This is a genomic window from Cupriavidus basilensis, from assembly GCF_008801925.2.
Taxonomy (GTDB): domain Bacteria; phylum Pseudomonadota; class Gammaproteobacteria; order Burkholderiales; family Burkholderiaceae; genus Cupriavidus; species Cupriavidus basilensis.
Genome location: NZ_CP062804.1, coordinates 1,200,289 through 1,221,010, shown reverse-complemented (window position 1 = coordinate 1,221,010; position 20,722 = coordinate 1,200,289). Strand labels below are relative to the sequence as shown.

The 20,722-nt window shown below is 65.9% G+C and carries 18 protein-coding genes; 8 read left to right on the top strand and 10 right to left on the bottom strand.

Features of this window, described 5'->3' with window-relative positions:
- Nucleotides 1–77: 77 nt before the first annotated feature.
- The 5 genes from dmpE to F7R26_RS26255 all read left to right on the top strand — a co-directional run bounded on the left by dmpE (nucleotide 78) and on the right by F7R26_RS26255 (nucleotide 3,615).
- Nucleotides 78–860, top strand: a complete 783-nt coding sequence (gene dmpE / locus F7R26_RS26275; RefSeq protein WP_150992276.1) for a 2-oxopent-4-enoate hydratase — start codon at nucleotides 78–80, stop codon at nucleotides 858–860.
- A gap of 35 nt (nucleotides 861–895) precedes the next feature.
- Complete coding sequence (locus tag F7R26_RS26270; RefSeq protein ID WP_150992279.1) at nucleotides 896–1,807, top strand: acetaldehyde dehydrogenase (acetylating); 912 nt, start codon at nucleotides 896–898, stop codon at nucleotides 1,805–1,807.
- 10 nt (nucleotides 1,808–1,817) lie between these two features.
- On the top strand, nucleotides 1,818–2,840 hold the full coding sequence (dmpG, locus tag F7R26_RS26265) for a 4-hydroxy-2-oxovalerate aldolase (protein ID WP_150992281.1): 1,023 nt from the start codon (nucleotides 1,818–1,820) through the stop codon (nucleotides 2,838–2,840).
- Between the two features lie 149 nt (nucleotides 2,841–2,989).
- The gene (locus F7R26_RS26260) at nucleotides 2,990–3,223 is read left to right on the top strand and encodes a type II toxin-antitoxin system Phd/YefM family antitoxin (RefSeq protein ID WP_150992282.1); all 234 of its coding nucleotides are present in this window, start codon (nucleotides 2,990–2,992) and stop codon (nucleotides 3,221–3,223) included.
- Complete coding sequence (locus tag F7R26_RS26255) at nucleotides 3,220–3,615, top strand: type II toxin-antitoxin system VapC family toxin (RefSeq protein WP_150992284.1); 396 nt, start codon at nucleotides 3,220–3,222, stop codon at nucleotides 3,613–3,615. Before F7R26_RS26260 ends, F7R26_RS26255 begins: the two co-directional genes overlap by 4 nt.
- Nucleotides 3,616–3,850: 235 nt before the next feature.
- Here the strand turns inward: F7R26_RS26255 and F7R26_RS26250 are convergent, their stop codons facing one another.
- A complete protein-coding gene (locus F7R26_RS26250) occupies nucleotides 3,851–4,507 on the bottom strand; it encodes a TetR/AcrR family transcriptional regulator (protein ID WP_150992286.1) in 657 nt (218 codons plus the stop codon).
- A gap of 139 nt (nucleotides 4,508–4,646) precedes the next feature.
- The gene (locus tag F7R26_RS26245; protein WP_150992288.1) at nucleotides 4,647–5,417 is read right to left on the bottom strand and encodes an SDR family NAD(P)-dependent oxidoreductase; all 771 of its coding nucleotides are present in this window, start codon (nucleotides 5,415–5,417) and stop codon (nucleotides 4,647–4,649) included.
- A gap of 256 nt (nucleotides 5,418–5,673) precedes the next feature.
- Between F7R26_RS26245 and F7R26_RS26240 the strand changes: the two genes are divergently transcribed.
- Nucleotides 5,674–6,174, top strand: a complete 501-nt coding sequence (locus tag F7R26_RS26240; protein WP_150992290.1) for a sulfatase-like hydrolase/transferase — start codon at nucleotides 5,674–5,676, stop codon at nucleotides 6,172–6,174.
- Between the two features lie 58 nt (nucleotides 6,175–6,232).
- Entirely contained in the window at nucleotides 6,233–7,378 is a 1,146-nt protein-coding gene (locus F7R26_RS26235) for an IS481 family transposase (RefSeq protein ID WP_193692081.1), read from the top strand.
- Between the two features lie 199 nt (nucleotides 7,379–7,577).
- Here F7R26_RS26235 and pcaDC read toward each other — a convergent pair whose 3' ends face one another.
- From pcaDC to pcaH, 4 genes are all read right to left on the bottom strand, one after another.
- Entirely contained in the window at nucleotides 7,578–8,780 is a 1,203-nt protein-coding gene (pcaDC, locus tag F7R26_RS26230; protein WP_150993637.1) for a bifunctional 3-oxoadipate enol-lactonase/4-carboxymuconolactone decarboxylase PcaDC, read from the bottom strand.
- Nucleotides 8,781–8,857: 77 nt separating this feature from the next.
- Nucleotides 8,858–10,204, bottom strand: coding sequence for a 3-carboxy-cis,cis-muconate cycloisomerase (locus F7R26_RS26225; RefSeq protein ID WP_241754777.1), 1,347 nt, complete (start codon nucleotides 10,202–10,204; stop codon nucleotides 8,858–8,860).
- A 135-nt stretch (nucleotides 10,205–10,339) separates the two neighbouring features.
- Nucleotides 10,340–10,918: a protocatechuate 3,4-dioxygenase subunit alpha gene (pcaG, locus tag F7R26_RS26220; RefSeq protein WP_150991328.1), complete on the bottom strand. Its 579-nt coding sequence runs from the start codon at nucleotides 10,916–10,918 to the stop codon at nucleotides 10,340–10,342.
- A gap of 3 nt (nucleotides 10,919–10,921) precedes the next feature.
- Nucleotides 10,922–11,647, bottom strand: a complete 726-nt coding sequence (gene pcaH / locus F7R26_RS26215; RefSeq protein ID WP_241754730.1) for a protocatechuate 3,4-dioxygenase subunit beta — start codon at nucleotides 11,645–11,647, stop codon at nucleotides 10,922–10,924.
- Between the two features lie 95 nt (nucleotides 11,648–11,742).
- On the opposite strand from pcaH, the gene F7R26_RS26210 reads away from it, so the two are divergent.
- On the top strand, nucleotides 11,743–12,693 hold the full coding sequence (locus F7R26_RS26210; protein WP_150991325.1) for a LysR substrate-binding domain-containing protein: 951 nt from the start codon (nucleotides 11,743–11,745) through the stop codon (nucleotides 12,691–12,693).
- A gap of 7 nt (nucleotides 12,694–12,700) precedes the next feature.
- Here the strand turns inward: F7R26_RS26210 and mdtD are convergent, their stop codons facing one another.
- The 4 genes from mdtD to styD all read right to left on the bottom strand — a co-directional run bounded on the left by mdtD (nucleotide 12,701) and on the right by styD (nucleotide 20,311).
- Nucleotides 12,701–14,137, bottom strand: coding sequence for a multidrug transporter subunit MdtD (gene mdtD / locus F7R26_RS26205; RefSeq protein ID WP_150991322.1), 1,437 nt, complete (start codon nucleotides 14,135–14,137; stop codon nucleotides 12,701–12,703).
- 111 nt (nucleotides 14,138–14,248) lie between these two features.
- Entirely contained in the window at nucleotides 14,249–16,363 is a 2,115-nt protein-coding gene (locus tag F7R26_RS26200) for a TonB-dependent receptor family protein (protein ID WP_416351365.1), read from the bottom strand.
- 61 nt (nucleotides 16,364–16,424) lie between these two features.
- A complete protein-coding gene (locus F7R26_RS26195) occupies nucleotides 16,425–18,626 on the bottom strand; it encodes a PQQ-dependent dehydrogenase, methanol/ethanol family (protein ID WP_150991320.1) in 2,202 nt (733 codons plus the stop codon).
- Nucleotides 18,627–18,820: 194 nt separating this feature from the next.
- A complete protein-coding gene (gene styD / locus F7R26_RS26190) occupies nucleotides 18,821–20,311 on the bottom strand; it encodes a phenylacetaldehyde dehydrogenase StyD (RefSeq protein WP_150991317.1) in 1,491 nt (496 codons plus the stop codon).
- Nucleotides 20,312–20,722 lie beyond the last annotated feature (411 nt).

The window sequence follows — 20,722 nt, the reverse complement described above, 5'->3', positions numbered from 1 at the left end:
CGCCTTCATTCGCCCCCTTCCCGCCATGGCCAGGGGGCGAATTTCATCGCATTGCCCCCCTAACATCGAGCCTGACCATGGATCCCGAACTGATCGCCGAATGCGGCGATGAACTTCATCGAGCCCTGACAGCCCGCGTGCCGGTCATCCCCTTGAGCGGACGTGGCCACCCGCTCACGGTGCGCGACGCCTATCACATCCAGCAGCATTTCGTTGCACGGCGGCTGGCCCAAGGCGACCGCGTCACCGGCAAGAAAATCGGCGTTACCAGTTTGCCCGTGCAGCAGATGCTGGACGTGCACCAGCCCGACTTCGGCATGCTGCTGGCCAGCATGGAATATCCGGACGGCAAGGCCATTCCCGCAAGCACACTGATCCAGCCGCGCGCCGAAGGCGAGATTGCCTTCTTCCTCAAACGAGACCTGCGCGGCCCCGGTGTGACCCGTGCAGATGTGCTGGCCGCCACCGAGGCGGTCTCGGCCTGCTTCGAGATCGTAGATTCACGCATCACCGACTGGCGCATCCGTATCCAGGACACGGTGGCCGACAACGCCTCTTGTGGCGTCTACGTGCTTGGCAAGGAGCGCGTGAGCCCGGCCGGCCTCGACCTTGCCGCCTGCACCATGGCGCTTGAAAAGAACGGCGCCGTTGTCGCAACAGGCCAGGGCAGCGCCGCGCTCGGCCATCCCGCCGAAGCGGTGGCCTGGCTGGCCAACACGCTCGGCGAACTCGGCATTGCACTGCTCGCCGGCGAGACCATTCTGTCCGGCTCCCTTGCGGCGTTGATTCCTGTCGTTGCGGGAGACCGCCTGCGACTACGCATCGACGGGATCGGCACGTGCAGCACCGAATTCGTCTGAACTCCCCCACAACCCCAAACCAGGCAAGAAGCCCCATGGCAAAAATCAAGTGCGCCCTGATCGGCCCCGGCAATATTGGCACTGATCTGCTTTACAAGCTGCGCCGCAGCACCGTCCTGGAACCCGTCTGGATGGTTGGCGTCGACCCGAATTCGGATGGCCTGGCCCGGGCCCGCGAACTGGGCCTGAAGACGACCGACCAGGGCCTCGATGGACTGCTGCCGCACCTGGCCGCCGACGACATCCGCATCGCTTTCGATGCGACGTCGGCCTACGTGCACCGCCAGCACTCCGACCAGCTCACCGCGCGCGGCGTGCGCGTGATCGACCTGACCCCGGCGGCCATCGGCCCCTTCTGCGTGCCCCCGGTCAACCTGGACGAACACCTCGGCAGCAATGCGATGAACGTCAATATGGTCACCTGCGGCGGCCAGGCCACCATTCCCATGGTGTACGCGGTGTCGCGCGTGCAGGCGGTGGCCTATGGCGAGATCGTCGCCACCGTTTCCTCGCGCTCGGTCGGGCCCGGCACGCGCCGGAACATCGACGAGTTCACCCGCACCACCGCAGGCGCCATCGAACAGGTGGGCGGCGCGCGGCAGGGCAAGGCCATCATCGTCATCAACCCGGCCGAGCCTCCGCTCATCATGCGCGACACCATCCACTGCCTGACCGAGGACGAGCCGGACGTGGAAGCCATCACGGCGTCGGTCCACGACATGATTGCCGAGGTGCGGCAATACGTGCCCGGCTACACGCTCAAGAACGGCCCTGTCTTCGACGGCAAGCGCGTCTCCATCTTCATGGAAGTCGAGGGCCTGGGCGACTACCTGCCCAAGTACGCCGGCAATCTCGACATCATGACCGCCGCCGCCGCGCGCACCGCCGAGCGTATCGGCGCCGCCATGCTGCGCGGCGCGCTGCCCGCCGTGGCCACTACCGCATAAGGAGCCCGATATGAACCAACGCATTACCGTGCATGACATGACCCTGCGCGACGGCATGCACCCCAAGCGCCACCAGATCTCGCTCGACCAGATGAAGACGATCGCTCGCGGGCTGGACGACGCCGGCGTGCCGCTCATCGAAGTGACCCACGGCGACGGCCTGGGCGGCGCCTCGGTCAACTACGGCTTTCCCGCGCATAGCGACGAGGAGTACCTGCAAGCCGTGCTGGGCGAACTGAAGCAAGCCAAGGTCTCCGCCCTGCTGCTGCCAGGCATCGGCACCATCGAGCACCTGCGCATGGCCCATGAACTGGGCGTGCACACGATCCGCGTAGCCACCCACTGCACCGAAGCCGATGTCTCCGAGCAGCATATCGGCATGGCGCGCAAGCTCGGCATGGACACCGTGGGTTTCCTCATGATGGCGCACATGGCGCCGGTGGCAACGCTGGTGGAACAGGCACTGCTGATGGAGTCCTATGGCGCCAACTGCCTCTACATCACCGATTCGGCGGGGCATATGCTGCCGCACGACGTCACCGCCAAGCTGACAGCCGTGCGCCAGGCGCTCAAGCCGGACACCGAACTGGGCTTCCACGGCCACCACAACCTCGCCATGGGGATCGCCAACTCGCTGGCAGCCGTGGCCTGTGGCGCCACCCGCATCGACGCGGCAGCCGCCGGGCTGGGCGCGGGCGCCGGCAATACGCCGATGGAAGTCTTCGTGGCGGTCTGCGAGCGCATGGGCATCGAGACCGGCGTGGACGTGTTCCGCATCGCCGACGTGGCCGAAGACCTGGTGGTGCCCATCATGGACCAGCCGATCCGCATCGACCGCGATGCGCTCACGCTGGGCTACGCCGGCGTGTACTCATCCTTCCTGCTGTTCGCCAAGCGCGCCCAGGCCAAGTACGGCATTCCGGCGCGCGAGATCCTGGTCGAGCTGGGACGTCAGCGCCTGGTGGGCGGGCAGGAAGACATGATCGAGGACACCGCCATGACGCTGGCGCGGGAGCGTGGGTTGCTGGCTTGACGGGACGCGGCGGCACCCGCACTTGCCCTCGTCACCTACCGTGGCCAGGGCAGATGCCTGTTTCATCACCCGCCGTCAAAAGAAGGCTCAAGTCTGCCGGTCATCTTGGCTTAGAATATATGACTATAGACATATGACCAGGAGCAGAGATGGAGAAGCAAGTCTCGAAATCGGACTTCAAGGCACATGCGCTGGAGTACTTCCGCCAGGTTGAGGACTCGGGCGAACCGCTGGTGGTGACCAACCACGGCAAGCCGGTTCTCGAGGTCCGGCCATATCGGAGTACTTCGCGTAGCCCGTTGGCAATCCTGCGCGATTCCGTGGTGCGCTACAACGCACCGACCGAGCCGGTGGACGCCGATGATTGGGAGGCGGCGCAGTGATCGTCCTGGACACGCACACGCTAGTCTGGTGGGTGAGTCGCGATCCGCTGCTGAGCAGGAAGGCCAAGGCGAGCATCGAGAAGGAACTGGACGGCGGCCAGATACTCGTCTCATCGATTTCCGCATGGGAAATCGCAGCACTGGTGGCACGCGAGCGCCTTGTTCTATCAATGGATGCGACCAGCTGGTTCGCCACCGTGGGGCAAATTGAAGCCGTACGCGTAGTACCTGTGGATACCGAGATCGCCATCAAATCGGTAGAACTTCCGGGCGTATTCCACAAGGATCCCGCCGACCGCATGATCGTGGCCACCGCGCGCAAGTTCTCCGTGCCGCTGGTGACGAAGGACGAGAAGATCCGCGCCTACCCGCACGTCAAGACAATCTGGTAACGGCTCCCGTAACCGGCCGGACGCTGTGCCGTAGAACAGCGCCGGCCAAATGCAGCAGGCTGCGACTGGCCAGCCCGCCGCAGCCGTCAATCCTGGCCCTCAAACACGTGGCCTGCGATCAGGCTGACTAGCCTGAAGCGCTCACCCCTGGTGGCGGCACACGCGCGTACGGTACTACCGTACTCGATCGCCGCCACCGTTGCCTGCCATGTCGGACAGAAGCCGGTGTGCCGCCTTAACTGTGCAAGCTGGTTGGCGCCGCAAGCCCGCCACAAAGAAACTCGATCAGAATCTCCACGTGGTTCCACAGGAGCTGATCCCGCGGCGGCTTGCCTGGAGATATCGGCGCTTGGGGACGAGCGGATATTTCGGCGAGACTATGGAGCATCGCATGGGAACAGACAATCAGGCGCGACCTGAGCACTTCCATAGGGATTTCGGGCAGGATGTGCTGGAGCATGGCAACCAAGGCGGCGGCGTTCCCCCCAAACGACTGCTCGAATATCTCGGCGATCTTCGGGTTGCGGTCCGTATGGAGACGCGCCAGAAACTGAACATAGCGTGCACCCGCACTGCCCTCTTCAATGATCTTCCTGGCAAGCGGGATAACAAGTATTTCCACAACGCCGCGGAGCGTGACCTGCGGCTGTGCCTGAAGTGAAGCGTACATTTCGCGGCGTTGTGCCATCAACGGCATCATATGGCGTTCCAGCAGCGCGTCCACCACCTTATCCAGTCCGCCGAAGTGATAGTGGAGAATACCGGCGCTAACGCCAGCCGCTGCGTTGATGCTGCGGGCCGACACGCCGTCCACGCCATACCTGGCCATCAGCTCTTCGGCCGCCAGCAGAATGCGTTCCCGGGCCTCGCCTTTTACAGTAGGAGATGTCATCGATTACAAGTAGTACGGGATGCCGCCTGCCCCGCTGGGGGCGATTGGCCAATGACGCCAATACCCCCGGCGAAACAGCGCGGCAGGGCACCACTCAATGAATGTGGCGCCCGATTATACGTTCAGCACTACTGCCGACTCACATACGCTGCGATGAGATGTTGCCACCATCCACCACGATCTCCGCCGCGGTGATGTAGCTCGCCTCGTCCGACAACAGGAAGCGCGCAACGCGGCCGATCTCCTCCGGCTGTCCCAGTCGGCTGAGGAGAATGCGGCGCTCGAAGGTTCCTGCCGGCAAACTGTCCACGGCGGGTTGGAGCATTGGCGTCAAGATCTGGCCCGGGGAAATCGCGTTGATGCGGATGTTATCGCGCCCAAGGCCGTCCGCCAACGACCGGATCAGTGACAACATGCCGCCTTTCGCCGCGCTGTAGATGGGGTTGATGTGATTGCCCAAGGTGGCATTGATTGACGCGATGCCGACCACCGCAGACCCCGGATTGGCCCGCAGATCCGGCAATAACGCCTGCACCAGCAGTGCAAATGCGCGGAGGTGAACATGGATGCCAGCATCCCATTTTTCCGGAGTGATACCTTCGAGCGACCCGGTATCGACCGTGCCCGCCGCGTGGAGCAAGCCACCGATCCGGGGCAATGCCGCGCGGGTTGCGTTCAGCGCAGCCCGCAGCGCGCTGGGATCGCACAGGTCGACGCCAACACCAAGCGCCGCAACGCCAAATTCCTTGGCAATCTCCGATGCTCGGTTTTGCGCCTTTTCTGCCTGAATGTCCCACAGCGCGACGTCGCGGCCTACGGCGGCTAATGCGCGGGCCGATGCAAGCCCAAGCCCGGACGCTCCACCGGTGACGATCACGGCTGTATCGGGTGACGCGAGTAACGATTTCATTGGGGGTCTCCTGTCAAGATGGTTTGAGTGATCGCATGAAACTGGCAACAAAGACTGATGAGTCAAAGGCGCCGAGCAGCGTGCAATCGACGACCGTAGCCGGTGAAATTTTGTCTTGACGACGGTCCACGGCGCTTGCTAAATTCCATTCGAACATTTGATTCAATCGAACGCTCAGAAATTTTGGCACACGCCCACGCGAAAACGCAATAGGCATCGACGAGAACGAAAAAAACAGGAGACGCGGGAAACCATCATGAACAGACTACGCAAGCGTTTGGCCACGGCGTTGTGCCTGGCCCTAAGTTGTGCCGCGACCGGTTTTGGCTGGGCTGCCAGCAACGAGGAGCAGCCTGGCGATACCCCGCCAGTCGTGCCGTTACTGCACGCGCCGGCCGGTGCGCCAAATGTGGTAGTGGTCTTGCTTGACGACGTAGGTTTCGGTGCGGCCTCCACCTTTGGCGGACCGGTCAAGACGCCGGCGATGGATGGCCTGGCCCGTGAGGGCTTGAGCTATAACCGATTTCATACCACTGCAGTGTGTTCGCCGACACGCGCCTCGCTACTCACAGGCCGCAATCCCCACGCAGCCGGTGTCGGCGCAGTGCTGAACTCGCCAAGCAGTTATCCGGGTTATCGTGGGGTTCTGCAAAAGGACTCCGCAACCATCGCCGAACTGTTGCGTCAACAGGGCTACAGTACTGCGGCCTTTGGCAAGTGGCATTTGACACCCTGTATAGACCGGGGACATAGGTGACGGGTGTGCGAGGACATGGTTGACACTTTCGGGCAATGAATCTGCCCGGAATCCGACCATGCCTTGGAGCACGCGCGACACCATGAGCCTTCGTCAAGAATTCATCCTTCTGGCCCAGCAAGAGGGCAGCAATCGCCGCGAGTTATGCCGGCGTTTCAGCATCAGTCCCCAGACCGCCTACAAATGGCTCGCGCGCTATGCCGAGCAAGGCGAGGCCGGTCTGGTCGACCGCTCTCGGCGGCCCAGTCGCAGCCCGGAACAGACCCACGCCGACCTTGAACAGGCCGTGATCGCGCTTCGCCAGCAGCATCCTGCCTGGGGCGGGCGCAAGATCAGCCGCCGCTTGCAGGACCTGGGGCATACCGAGGCGCCGGCTCCCAGCACTGTCACCTCGATCCTGCATCGCCACGGGCTAATTACCCCGGAGGCCTCCGCCAAATCGGTGGCATGGCAGCGTTTCGAGCATCCCGAGCCCAACCATCTCTGGCAAATGGACTACAAAGGCTGGTTTGCCACCCGAGACGGCGTGCCGTGTTACCCGCTGACAGTGCTGGACGACCATTCCCGCTTCAATATCCTGCTCACGGCCTGCACCAGAACCCAGACTGCAGTGGTGCAGCGCCATCTGCGCGAGGCTTTCCGTCGTTATGGGCTGCCGCTGCGCATCAACGCCGACAACGGTGCGCCCTGGGGCAGCCCTTCCCAACCCGGCCAGCTCACGGCCCTGGCGATCTGGTTGATTCGCCTGGGCGTACGCCTGAGCCATAGCCGCCCCGCGCACCCACAAACCAATGGCAAGGATGAGCGGTTCCACCGCACCTTTAAGGCCGAGGTGCTCACCGGCAACGACTTTGCTTCCTGCCGTTATGCGCAGCGCGCATTCGATCGCTGGCGCGATGTCTACAACCAGCAGCGACCTCACGAAGCCCTTGGCCTGGCGACGCCCGTCACGCGGTATCGGCCCAGCCCGAGGCCATATCCGGAGCAGTTGCCGCCCATCGAATACGGCCCTGACGACACCGTAGTGCAGGTCAAATGGCACGGCGAGCTCTGTTTCCAGGGACGTCGCTTCAAGGTTTCGAATGCCCTAGCCAAGCTGCACGTGGCGCTGCGGCCTGACGCCAGACACAGCGGCAAATACGCCCTTTACTTCGCACATCATCGCTTCGGAAGCATCGACCTAAACGACCCGAATGCCGCTTAAAATGTGTCAACCATGTCCTCGCACACCCGTCACCTATGTCCCCGGTCTATACACCGACGCAAAGAAGAGTGACCGGCAGCCCCCGCAGGGGGATGTCGTATGGCTCTTGGGTGCAAAAACCAACGCCGTTCAAAGAAACAGCGACCAACCCAGCAGAGCAATATCGTATGGCACCTTGGGTACAAGATGCCACCGCCGCTTACAACCCCTTCACCCCCTTCAAATCCTCCTCTGCAAACACCTCCTCCGCCATATGAAAAGCCGAATTAGCCGCCGGCACGCCACAATAAATAGCGGTCTGCAAGAGCACCTCCTTGACCTCGTCGCGGCTAACCTTGTTGTTCGCCGCGGCGCGCAGATGCAGCTTGAGCTCTTCGCTGCGGTTAAGCGCCACCATCATGGCGATGGTGATCAAGCTACGCGAATGGCGCGGCAAGCCTTCGCGCGTCCAGATCTCGCCCCATGCATAGCGCGTGATCAGGTTCTGGAACTCTTCGGTCAGCGGGTTGAGCTTGGCCAGCGAGCGATCCACGTGGGCGCTGCCCAGCACCGCGCGGCGCACGGCCAGGCCGGCCTGGTAGCGCTCGCCATCGTTGGCGGGGCGGCTGGCGGGTTGTTGCGCATCGCCGCCCAGGAAGTCCAGCAATGCCTCGGTGAAGCGCGCGGGCTGTTCGCGGTTGGACAAGTGGGCCGCTTCCAGCTCGAGATAGCGCGCGCCCGGAATGGCGTCGGCCAGGGCGCGCCCTTCCGCCGCGGTCGTGGACGGGTCCGCGCTGCCGGCAATCACCAGCACCGGCACGGGAATCGTCCTGACCGCTTCGCGCAGGTCGGCGTCGCGCACCGCGGCGCAGTTGGCGGCATAGCCCCGGGCATCGAGGCCGGTCAGCACCTGGCGCAGGTCGTCCAGTTGATTGCCGGCGGCGCTGACGAAGGCAGGCGTGAACCAGCGCTGCAACGAGCCATCCACCAGCGGCGCCATGCCGTCGCGCAGCACGCCTTCGATGCGCGTGTTCCACGCCTCGGGCGTGCCGATCTTGGGCGCGGTGTTGGCCAGCACGATGCGGGTAAAGCGCTGCGGTGCGTTCACGCCCAGCCACATGCCGGTGAGGCCGCCCATCGACAAGCCGCAGAAGGCGGCCTTCTGGATCTGCAAGGCATCCATCAGGGCGATGACGTCGCTGCCCAGTTCCGCCACGCTGCTCGGGCCCGGGGGCAATGCGGACTGGCCATGGCCGCGGGTGTCGTAGCGCAGGATGCGGAAGTGCTGGCCCAGCGCTTCGGCCTGCGGCGCCCACATGGTGTGGTCAGTGCCCAGCGAGTTGGAGAAGATGAGGACGGGCGCGGATGCCGGGCCTTCCAGTGTGTAGAAGAGGCGGTTGCCGGCGTGGGTGATGAAAGGCAAGGTGGTCTCCAGAGAATCGGGTTCGAGGTTCAGTTACGTGTGTTCTTCAAGCGCTTGTGGCCGGGTTCCCGGGGCGCTCAATGCTGGCCAGCTTCCTGCCGCCAGGTCGCCAGGACCGCATCGACGAATCCGGCCGCCTGCCCGGCGTAATTCGCCGGATCGCAAACCCGGTCCAGCGCCGCCGCATCCATCAACCCCGCATGCGCTGGGTCCTCGGCCAGGGTCGCGCCCAGGGCTTCGCGCAATGTCGTGCCTTCGGCCACGGCCCGCCGGCAGGCGCCTTCCACCAGGTGATGCGCAGGCAGCCGGCCAATCTTGCCGCCGAGCTCCAGCATGGCGGCTTCCGCCAGGATCAGCCCGTGTGTCACACCCAGGTTGGCGCGCATGCGCGCGGCATCCACCTGCAATCCTCCCACCACTTCCAGCATCTGCCGCAATGCCCCTGCCGCCAGCGTGACGATTTGCGGCAAGGTGTCCCATTCCGCCTGCCAGCCGCCCAGCGCGCGCTCATGTTCCTGCACCATGCCGGCCAGCATGGTCGCCACCAGCGGCGGCACGCGCACGGCAACGGTGAGCACGGCGGCGCAGCCGACCGGGTTGCGCTTGTGCGGCATGGTGCTGGAGCCGCCGCGCCCGGGGCCGGTGGGCTCCGCGACCTCGGCGACTTCCGTTTGCATCATCAGCGACACGTCGCGGGCGATCTTGCCCAGCGTGCCGGTGAGCATGCCGAGCGTGGTGGCCACCTCGACCATGCGGTCCCGGTAGGCATGCCAGGGCGTAGGCGCCACCGCCAGTGAGAGCGCACGGCCAAGTGCCGTTGCCACTGCCGGCGCCGCGGCGCCCAGGCTGGCCAGCGTGCCGGCGGCGCCGCCGAACTGCAGCGTGGCGGCCTGCGTGCGCGCGGCGTCCAGGCGGCGCAGGTCGCGGCGCAGGGCATCGAGCCAGCCGGCGGCCTTGAGGCCAAAGGTGGTGGGCAGCGCGTGCTGCAGCCAGGTGCGCGCCACCATCGGCGTGTCGCGGTGCTGCGCGGCGAGCGCCGCGCAGGCATGGCCAAGGGCCTTGAGATCGGCGTCGACCGCCTGCAAGGCTTCACGCAATTGCAGCACCATGCCGGTGTCGATCGCGTCCTGGCTGGTGGCGCCCCAGTGCACGTAGCGCGCGGCTTGCGCGTCGCGCGCGGCCACGCGGGCGGTGAGTTGCTTGACCAGAGGAATGGCAAGGTTGCCGCCTGCCACGGCGGCAGCGGCCAGCGCGTCGAAGTCGATCTCGCCGGCGCGGCAGGTGGCAGCGATCGCCTCGGCGGCGTGGGCGGGGATGACCCCGCAGCTGGCTTCGGCGTGCGCCAGCGCGGCTTCAAAATCGAGCATGCGCTGCACGGTTGCCGTATCGGAGAAAGCGGCCAGCGTGGCGGCGCTACCGAACATCGGGTCGGTCAGTCGGGATGAAGTCGGCATCGAAACAGGTTCGCATCGTCATGGAAAAACCCCAGCGCCGGGCCACGATGGGTCCGGCGCCGGGGCTTGGTTCAGCGCGGGCGCGCTGGCAATGGCTGCGCGGGATCAGATGTCGAAGAAGACCGTCTCGTCCTGGCCTTGCAGCACTACCTGCCATTGCAGCCTGCCTGCGCCTGCCTGCTGCGCCACCAGCGTGTGGCGGCGCGCGGCGGGCACCTGCGACAACGCCCAGTCGCTTGCGTTGGCCTGCGCTTCGTCCGGGAAGTATAGGCGCGTGGACAAGTGCTTGAGCAGGCCGCGCATGAACAGCGAGACGACGATATGCGGTGCCTGCGGCCGGCCGTCGGGGCCGGGCACGGGGCCTGGCTTGACGGTGACGAAGCGGAAGCTGCCGTCGGGCCCGGTCGGCAGCCGGCCAAAACCGGTGAAGCCGGGCACCAGCGCCGTCTCGGCGCCGTCGCGCGCATCGTCGGGGTGGCGGTAGCGGCCAGCCGGGTTGGCTTGCCAGATTTCGACCATGCCATCGGGCACGGGATCGCCCTTGCCGTCGATCACGCGGCCTTCGATCACGATGCGCTCGCCCGTCAGCTCACTCGCCTCGGCGGTCAGGTCGGCGCGGTCAAGGCCGGACAGGCCGATATGCAGGTAGGGTCCAACGGTCTGGGATGCGGTGGCGTACAACATGGCTTACTCCATCGGCGTGGCATCGCGGCCACGCAGCACGATATCGAAACGGTAGCCGAGCGCGTACTCGGGGACCGTGGTTTCCCAGTCGAAGGTGGACACCAGGCGATCACGCGCCTTGGCGTCGGGCACGCAATTGAAGATGGGATCGAAGGCGAGCAGCGGGTCGCCCGGGAAATACATCTGCGTCACCAGCCGCGTGGCATAGGCGTTGCCGAACAGCGAGAAATGGATATGCTGCGGCCGCCAGGCGTTGTGGTGGTTGCGCCAGGGATAGGCGCCAGGCTTGATGGTCTTGAACTGGTAACGGCCCTGCGCGTCGGTCACCACGCGGCCTTCGCCGGTGAAATTGGGATCGAGTGGCGCGTCGTGCTGGTCCCGCTTGTGCACGTAGCGGCCGGCGGCATTGGCCTGCCAGACCTCGATCAGCGCGTTCGGCACCGGACGGCCGTTTTCATCGAGCACGCGGCCGCTGACCAGGATGCGCTCACCGATGGGTTCGCCGGCGTGGCCGGCGGTGAGGTCGCTGTCGCCGTTGCGCACGAACTCGGCGCCGAACAGCGGGCCGGTGACCTCGGACAGGGTCTGGTTCAGCGCCACCAGCGGCTCGTTGGGCGAGCGCAGCGCCGTGGAACCGTAGGGGTCAAAGCGGTATTCCGGCTGGGTGTCCCAGTAGTGGCGGCGATATTGCGCCAGCCCTGGCGGCAGCTTGATAGGCGAGTCGGCCATGCTATGTGTCTCCGTGGGGTGGAATTTTCATTACTTTATTTGCAGTCACGGTGCATGTATATTGAGTTTTTTGACTATTTGCATAACTTTTAGATATGCAACCGACCTTCCGCAACCGTGTCCGCCTGCGCCACCTGCATTGCTTCGTGGCCGTGGCACAAACCCAGCACCTGGGCCAGGCCGGGGAGCAGCTGGGCCTCAGCCAACCCGCCGTCTCCAAGACCCTGACCGAGCTGGAAGCGCTGCTTGATGCACGTTTGCTGGCCCGCGGCCGGGCGGGCACCGAGCTGACCGAGCTGGGCCAGCGATTCCTGCGCCACGCCCTGCGCGTGCTGGAGGACCTGGACGAAGCCGCGGTCAGCGTGACCGGCGCGGACGCCGACGGCCTTGCGCATATCCGTGTCGGCGCCCTGCCCAGCGTCGTGCCCGACCTGCTGCAGGAAGCCGTGCTGGCCTTTCGCCGCACGCATCCGGACGTGGGTCTGGCGGTGCAGACGGGCATGAACCGCACGCTGATCGACTGGCTGAAGGCCGACGTGCTCGATATCGCCATCGGCCGCATGGACAATCCGACGGTGATGGAGGGACTCTGGTTTGAAATGCTGGACGCGGAGCCGCTGCTGCTCGCCGTGCGCAAGGGCCACGCGCTGGCTAACGCGCCCCCTTCCCTGGCGGAGATCATGGCTTGCCAGCTGGTGGTCCCCGCGCAAGGCTCGGCGCCACGGCACAGCGCCGAGAGCCTGCTGGCCCGGCACGGCTTCATGCTGCCGCCGGGGGTGCTGGAAACCTCGGACGCTTACCTGGGCCAGCTGGTCGCCCTGAAATCCGACGCCATCTGGCTGGCGCCGCGCTGCGCCATGCGCCAGGCGCTGGAAAGCGGCGAGCTGGTGCTGCTGCCCATCTCCGGCCAAGGCAGCGAGGAACCGGTCGGGCTGTTGCGCCAGGGCGGGCGCGAGCTCGGCGCCGCCGCTGAGGCCTTTGTGCAAGACCTGCGCGAGCGCGCCGCGGCGCGCTCGCACGGGCTGGCTGGCAAAACCAGGGCATAGCCGGCGGCTACATCTCCGTGGCGTCCTCGACGCCCTTGCCGGCCGGACGGGCCACATCCGGGGACAATTGCAGGAAGATCCACGCAGAGGCCGAGGTAATCAGCCCCACGCAGATAAACGTGGCATGGAACGCCGGCAGCGCGCTGGTGGCGCCGTGGCGGCCAAAGGTGCCCTGGAAGGTCGCCAGCAACGCGCCGGCCGACGTCACCGCCAGGCTCATCGACAGCATCTGCACCATCGACAGCAGGCTGTTGCCGCCGCTAGCCCCGGCCGTGCCGAGGTCCTTCAGCGTGACCGTGTTCATGGCGGTGAACTGGATCGAATTGACCATCCCGAACAGCGCCAGCTGCACCAGTACCAGCGCCAGCGGCTGGGTGGGCGAGATCAGCGCGAACGACGCCATCGCCAGCCCCACGAGGAAGGTATTGGTGACCAGCACCTTGCGATAGCCATGACGCTCGATCAGGCGCGTGGCAAGCCGCTTGGACGCCATGCCCGCCGCCGTGATCGGCAGCATCATCATGCCCGCCTGGAACGGCGAGTAACCCAGGCTGACCTGCAGCGTCAGCGGGATCAGGAACGGCATGGCGCCGTTACCGATGCGCGCAAACAGGTTGCCCAGCAGCCCCACGCTGAAGGTATGGATGCGAAACAGCCGCAATGCAAACAGCGGGCGCCGCCGCCGCGAGGCATGCAGGACATAGGCAGTGAGTGAAGCCATGCTGGCAATCAGCAGCATCAGCACGGTGGCATGCTCGAAGCCAAGCTCCGCCAGGCCATCCAGCGAAAACGAAATCGTCAGCATCGAGATCGCCAGCAACAGGTAGCCGCTCAGGTCGAACGGCGCCACCCCGTGCAGGCGCGCGTTGGGCATGTAGCGCATGGTGGCCAGACCTCCCAGCAGCCCTACCGGCACATTGATCAGGAAGATCCAGTGCCACGAAAACGTCTGGGTCAGCCAGCCCCCCAGCGTCGGCCCGATCAGCGGTCCCACCATGCCCGGAATCGCCACAAAGCTGAGCGCCTGCAGGTACTGGTCCCGCGGGAACGTGCGCAGCACCGCCAGCCGCCCCACGGGCAGCAACATCGCGCCACCCACTCCCTGCACCACCCGCGAGACCACCAGCCAGGTCAGGCTATTGGAATAGGCGCAAGCCAGCGAGCCAGCGACAAACAGCACGATGGCCGTCTGGAAGATGGTGCGGGTACCAAAACGGTCCGCCAGCCAGCCCGACGCCGGAATGATCACCGCCATGGTCAGCGAGTAGGCAATGATCACCGACTGCATCCGCAGCGGGCTCTCCCCCAGGCTCCTGGCCATCGAAGGCAATGCCGTGTTGACGATCGTGGAATCCAGCGTCTGCATGAAGAAACCGATGGCGACCACCCACAGCATGATCCTGCGGGTGCGGTCGTCGGTGGCGAGCGGAGTGGTGTCTTGCATGGAATGTGGGCGTAGTGCGGCGCTGTGGCGGCTGTCGGGATAGTGTAGACCAGCGACCACGGGCCCGGTGCCGACGACATCCGGACAGCATGGCATGCATGCCGCCCGCCTTCAGATCTCCGCCCGCAGCCCCACAAAAAACCGCCGCCCCGGCGCCGGCTCGAAATACCGGCCATTGCTCTCGTTCACGATCACCGACCCGATGTAGTGCCGGTCGGCAATATTGTCGATACGGCCATAGGCATACCAGCGCATGCGTCCCACGCGGAAGTTGTAGCCGGCGCGCAGGTTGAAGGTGGCGTAGCCCGGCGCATATTGCGTGTTGAGGTCGTCGGCGAACACGCGCCCTTCCACGCGCATCTCCACACCCAGCGTGAGGTCGGCCACGGGCTTGTAGGTGGCCTCGGCGAACAGGCTGTGGCGAGCGGTGCCGGGCAGGCGGTTGCCAGAGGCTACCGTTGCGCCCTGCGCATTGCGAAAAGCATCGCCAAAGTAGGCGTCGAGCCAGGTGTAGGCCAGGCCGGTGCCGTAGCGCTCGCCGGGGCCGTAGGTGCCGCGCCATCCCAGCTCCAGACCGCGCCGGTGCACGCCGTTGACGTTCTGGTAGACGGAGCGACCGTTGTCGTTGGACAGCGGCACGATCTCGTTGTGGCTGCCGGCGTCGAACACCGCGGCTTCCAGCCGTTGCCCTTTGCCTTGCCATTTGACGCCGATCTCGCCCTGGCGGCTGGTGGAGGGCTGCAGCCCGAGGTTGGTGCCGATGCCGCCGGGGCCGTAGGCGACTTCGGTCAGCGTCGGGGTTTCGAAGCCGCGGCCAAGGTTGGCGTAGACATTGAGCGACTCCACCGCCTGCCAGACCACGCCGAGCACCGGGCTGACGTTGTTGTAGGTGGCGGTGCCGCTGTCGTCGGGGCTGGCGGCGGTGATGTAGTGATCGTCGATGCGCAGCTTGACCTGGCTGGCGCGCACGCCGCCGACCAGCCGCCAGGAGGGATTCCAGGTCCAGTCGAACTGGGCGAAGGCGCCCAGGCTGCCGGCCTTGTCGGTTTCGTCGCGGCGCAGCGCGCCCTGCGTGCCGTTCTGGTTCACATAGCCGGTGCGCGCATCGCGCATGCCGTCGGCGTCCAAGCCGGCGCTCCATAGCAAAGGCAATCCGGCTACCGTGGTGTTGTGGTGCCATGACATCGCACCGCCGCCGTAGGATCTGTCGATATCCACGATGCCACCCGCCGACGAGGGCGCGATGCCGCTGAAGCCCAGGTACTGGGTGAGCTCGCGGGTGCCGCCATAGAGGCGGAATTCAAGGTTGTCCTGCTGGCTTAGCCGTTGCTCGACCAGCACGCCGCCCTGGTTCTGCCGCACGGTCTTGCCGGTATTGAACTGCGTGGCCAGCGGCACGGCCTGGCGCGGGTTGGCGTCGGCCTGGGCACGCGTGAGGCCGAGCGGGTCCTGCGCCTGGGGCTGGTCGAAGGCGTTGAACAACAGCGTGACGCGGGTGCCGGTGACTGGCTCTGCCACCACCTTGGCGTTGAGCTGGCGGCGCCGGGCCGCACTGTGATCACGGTAGCCGTCGGTCTCGAATGTCCATGCATCCAGCACGCCGCCAATCTTGTCGTTGCCGCCGCCCACCGTCACGCCGGCCATCCATTGCCCGTCGGAGCCGAATCCGCTGGTGGCGCGCGCCATCGGCGCCTTGGGCGGATCGGGCGTGAAGATCTGCACGACACCGCCCGACGCATTGCCGTAGAGCTGGGCAAATGGGCCGCGCAACACCTCGATGCGGCTGGCGTTGGTGAGATCGGCGGTGGAGGCCTGGCCCTGCCCGTCCGGCATGGTGGCGGGAATGCCGTCCACAAACAGCCGCACGCCGCGCACACCGAACGTGGAGCGGCTGCCAAAGCCGCGCACCGCCAGCTGCAAGTCTTGCGCGTAATTCTGCCGCTCGCGCGCGGTCACGCCGGGCACGAGCGGCAGCAGCTCGGACAGGTTGACCAAGGGGCTGGGCGTGCTCAGCGAATCGACGGGAACGCTGTCGATCGCGGCCGGCGCGTCAAAACGCTTTTGCTCGGCGCGGCTGACGCTCACCACCACGTCCGGCAGCGTTTCTTCGGCCAACGCCGCGCCGGGCGCGGCGGCAAGCATCGCCGCCGCCAGGCAGCACAGGCGGTGCGAAGCCTCTGCGGAAACCGGATTCCTGCTTCGCCCACCGCCCGTGTTGCCTGCCATATCCCTGCCCTGAGTTTGTTGATGACTTCCTTTGCTGCCGAGCGGGCGGCCCGCCCGGTCGCTACTTGGCCATTGCCTGCGCCTTGGGCCGAATGGCGTCGGCGGTGCCCTGGATAAACGCCTTGATCTTCTCGACATCGTCCGCGCTCAGCTTGCCGGTGAAGTCCGGCATGCCGCGCGCCATGGCGGGTCCCTTGAAGATGAACTTGTCGAGATTTTGAATATAGGCGGTATTCATATAGCCGAGGTTGGGAATATTGCCGCCGCGATCCACGCCGGGCACGCCATGGCAGAGCACGCAGTTGCTGACGTAGAGCGCCGTGCCGGCCGCGACGTTGGCCGGGTCGTACTTCACGCCTGACAGCAGTTCACCCGCGCGGTACTGCACGAACGCGGGCATCGGCGCCTTGCCGCCAACCGCGAAGGTGTAGACCGTGCCCGGCCCTTGCCGCTCGGTGGCGCGCTGGGCCTGCCCATAGACGCCACCCCAGCCGACGGCGACGGACACGTACTGCTTGCCGTCCACCAGATAGCTCACGGGCGCCGCGATCACGCCGGTGCCCGTGGGCGATTCCCACAGCTTCGCGCCGGTGGTGGCGTTGTAGGCGATGAAGCGGCCATCGGCCGTGCCCTGGAACACGAGGTTGCCGGCGGTGGTGAGCGTGCCGCCGTTCCACGGCGAAACCTGCTCCTGCGTCCAGACGGCCTTTTGCTGCACCGGGTCCCAGGCGATCAGGCGCCCGAAGGGCTGGCTGGTGGGCGGCTCTGCATTGAGGAACTTCGCCGTGTTCCATCCCACGTTGCCGTGCGGCTGGCCGGGCTGCTTGCCGTTGAACGTCCAGTTCTTGTCGTCCATCAGGTTGAGCGGCACATGCTGCGCGGGCAGGTAGACCAGGCCGGTCTGCGGGTTGAACGACATCGGATGCCAGTTGTGCGCGCCGTAGGGCCCGGGGATGGCGTCATAGGGCTTGTCGGTGGCGCGTGCCTCCGGCAGCTCGATCGGGCGGCCGTTCTGGTCGTAGCCGCTGGCCCAGTTCACGTCGACGAAGTTCTTGGCCGAGATGAACTGGCCGTTGGTACGGTCGATGACGAAGAAGAAGCCGTTCTTGGGCGCGTGCAGGATGACCTTGCGCGCCTTGCCGCCAATATTCAGGTCGGCCAGGATCATGGGCTGGGTGGAGGTGTAGTCCCAGTTGTCGCCGGGCGTCTCCTGGTAGTGCCAGACGTATTTGCCGGTATCCGGATCCAGCGCGACGATGGAGGCCAGGTAAAGATTGTCGCCGCCGGCCGGGCTGCGCTTGCTGCGCGACCAGGGCGAGCCGTTGCCGGTGCCCACGTACATCAGGTTGAGCTCGGGGTCGAAGGCCAGCGTGTCCCATGCGGTGCCACCGCCTCCGGCTTCCCAGTACTTGCCGGCCGGGTCCCAGGTCTTGGCCGCCTTGGCCATCGACTCGTCCTCGAACGGCTTGCTGGGGTCGCCGGGCACGGTGAACCAGCGCCATTTCTGCTCGCCGGTGCCGGCATCGTAGGCGGTGATATAGCCGCGCACGCCGTACTCGGCACCGCCGTTGCCGATGATGACCTTGCCCTTGAACACCCGCGGCGCGCCGGTGATGGTGTACGAGTGGGTGCGGTCGATGATGGTGTCCTTCTCCCACAGCTTGCGGCCGGTGCCGGCATCGAGCGCGATCAGGCGGCCATCATAGGAGGCGACAAAGACCTTGCCCTGGTACAGCGCCACGCCGCGATTGACCACGTCGCAGCAGCCCTTGTAGCCGATCGACTTGTCGACCTTCGGGTCGAAGGTCCAGATGCGCTTGCCGCTGCGGGTGTCGATGGCATGCACCACGCTCCATGACGCGCTGACGTACATGATGCCGTTGACCACCAGCGGCGTGGCTTCCACCCCGCGCGTGGATTCAAGATCGTAGGACCAGGCCAGCCCGAGGTCCTTCACGTTGTCGGCATTGATCTGCGAGAGCCGGCTGAAGCGGGTTTCCGCGTAGTCCAGGCCGTAGCTGGGCCAGTCGGGTGTCTTGGCGGCGTTGCCTTCGATAAAGGCGCCGTCGACGCCTCGGGTGACGCTACGGATGTGATCGGCGCTGGCCACCTTGGCCGTCGGCTTGGCCTGCGCCGCCGCCAGCGAGAACGCCGCCAGCCCCGCGACCAGCAATGCCACCTTGCGTGACAGGCCTGCTTGATTGCCGGCGCGCTGCGCAACGCGCGGCCAGCAGGAGAAAACCCGCTCGGGTTCTTGGCTCATTGTGTCTCCTCTTCTTGCTTCTTCTTGGGGGGAAGCCAGGCTGGTTCTATGCCAGCGGCTGGCCAATGGCGCGACGGACATCGCCCGTCGCGCCACCGGTTTGCAGCAGTATCTAAGAATGGCCGCAGGGGTAGGTTTTACCCACTCGGGATTACCCGCAGAGCGAACGCCCCCACCACGCGCGGCGATGCCGCTCAGTACGCCATGCAGACCGACTTGATCTCGGTATAGGCCTCGATGGCGGAGCGGCCATGCTCGCGGCCGACCCCGGAGGCCTTGTATCCACCAAAAGGCATGTTGGGGTCCACGATGTTGTGTGTATTGACCCAGACCGTGCCGGCATCCAGGCCATCGACCAGCCGCTGCACCGCGCGCAAGTCATTGCTCCAGATGCTGGCGCCCAGGCCGTACTCGGACCGGTTGGCCTCGGCCAGCACGGCCTCGGGGTCGTCAAACGGCATGGCCACCACCACCGGGCCGAAGACTTCCTCGCGCACCAGCGTCAGGTCCTTGCATGCAGCGTTGGCCACCACGGTTGGCCGCACGAAATAGCCGGGGCGGTCCAGCGCAGTGCCCCCCGCGACGATCTCCGCGCCTTCGCTGCGCCCGGTGCCGATCAGCCCCATGACCTTGTCGCGGTGACGCGACGACACCAGCGGCCCCATCTGGCTGGCGGGATCGAGCCCGGAGCCCAGCACCGTGGCATTGGCCACCTTGCCCAGCCCCTCGACCACCTGGTCATAGTGGCGGCGCGCCACGTACAGGCGCGAGCCGGCCGTGCAGACCTGGCCCTGGTTGAGGAAGATGGCGCCGGCCGCGCCCTGGATGGCATGCGCGGGATCGCAGTCGTCCAGCACGATGACCGGGCTCTTGCCGCCGAGCTCCAGCGACACGCGGCGAATATCCTGGCCGCAGCGCGCACCGATCAGGCGCCCCACTTCGGTCGAACCGGTGAAGGTAATCTTGTTGACGCCGGGATGCGCCACCAGCGCCGCGCCGGGCACGCCGTCGCCGGTCACCACGTTCAGCACGCCCGGCGGGAAGCCCGCTTCCAGCGCCAGCTCGGCCAGCCGCAGCGCGGTCAGCGGCGTTTCCTCGGCCGGCTTGAGCACCACGGTGCAGCCGCAAGCCAGGGCCGGCGCGATCTTCCAGACCGCCATCAGCAAGGGGAAATTCCACGGTACGATGGCGCCCACCACACCCACCGGCGAGCGCCGGGTCATGGCGCTATAGCGCGTGCCCGGGGGAAACGGTACCGATACGTCCAGCGTGCTGCCTTCGATCTTGGTGGCCCAGCCGGCCATGTAGCGCAGCCATTGCGCGCTGCCGCCCACCTCCAGGCCTTGCGAGAACGCCAGCAGCTTGCCGTTGTTGAGGGTTTCAAGCCGGGCCAGTTCGTCGCCGTGCTGCTCGACCAGGTCGGCCAGCTTGAGCAGCAGGCGCTCGCGCTGGGCCGGCATCATGGCGCGCCACGTGCCGCCGGCAAAGGCGCGCCCGGCCGCGGCCACCGCCGCATCGATATCCGCCGCGCCGCCCGCGGGCACGCGCGCGATCTCCTCGCCGGTGGCGGGATCGAACACGGCGAAGGTCTCGCCGGACTCGGCCTGGCGCCACTCGCCGTCGATCAGCATGGCATTGCGGATGGCCTGGTTCAGGCCGCTGCGGGCTTCCTTGGGTGCATTCATCTTCGTCTCCGGTTGGTCTTGGCTGGTGCCTGGTTATGGAGATCGAAGTTAACACCACGGCCTGATCATGGCTTGTCTGGCCGTGCACAAAGCTTGTCGATGCGTGCAAAGCGTGGAAAAGGCTAAAGCCGAAGCCGATGGCCCTCGGCACCACAACGCCACAACGCGCGCCCGCCCTCCCCCCTCGGTTGCTCTCCCACAAGTGGGAGAGGGGAGCCAACCAGCCGCAAGATCAACCGACTGTGGTAGCCGTGATTCCCGCCCGAAGGGGCGGGAATCACCCAAACGCGATGCGAAGCGAGCCGTGAAGGTGTACCAGGCCGTATGGGGCGCCTTCTTTGCCTACTTTCTTGGCAAGACAAGAAAGTAGGTCGCCGCCCCGCAGGGGTGGTGAAACGGCAGTTGAAGTTG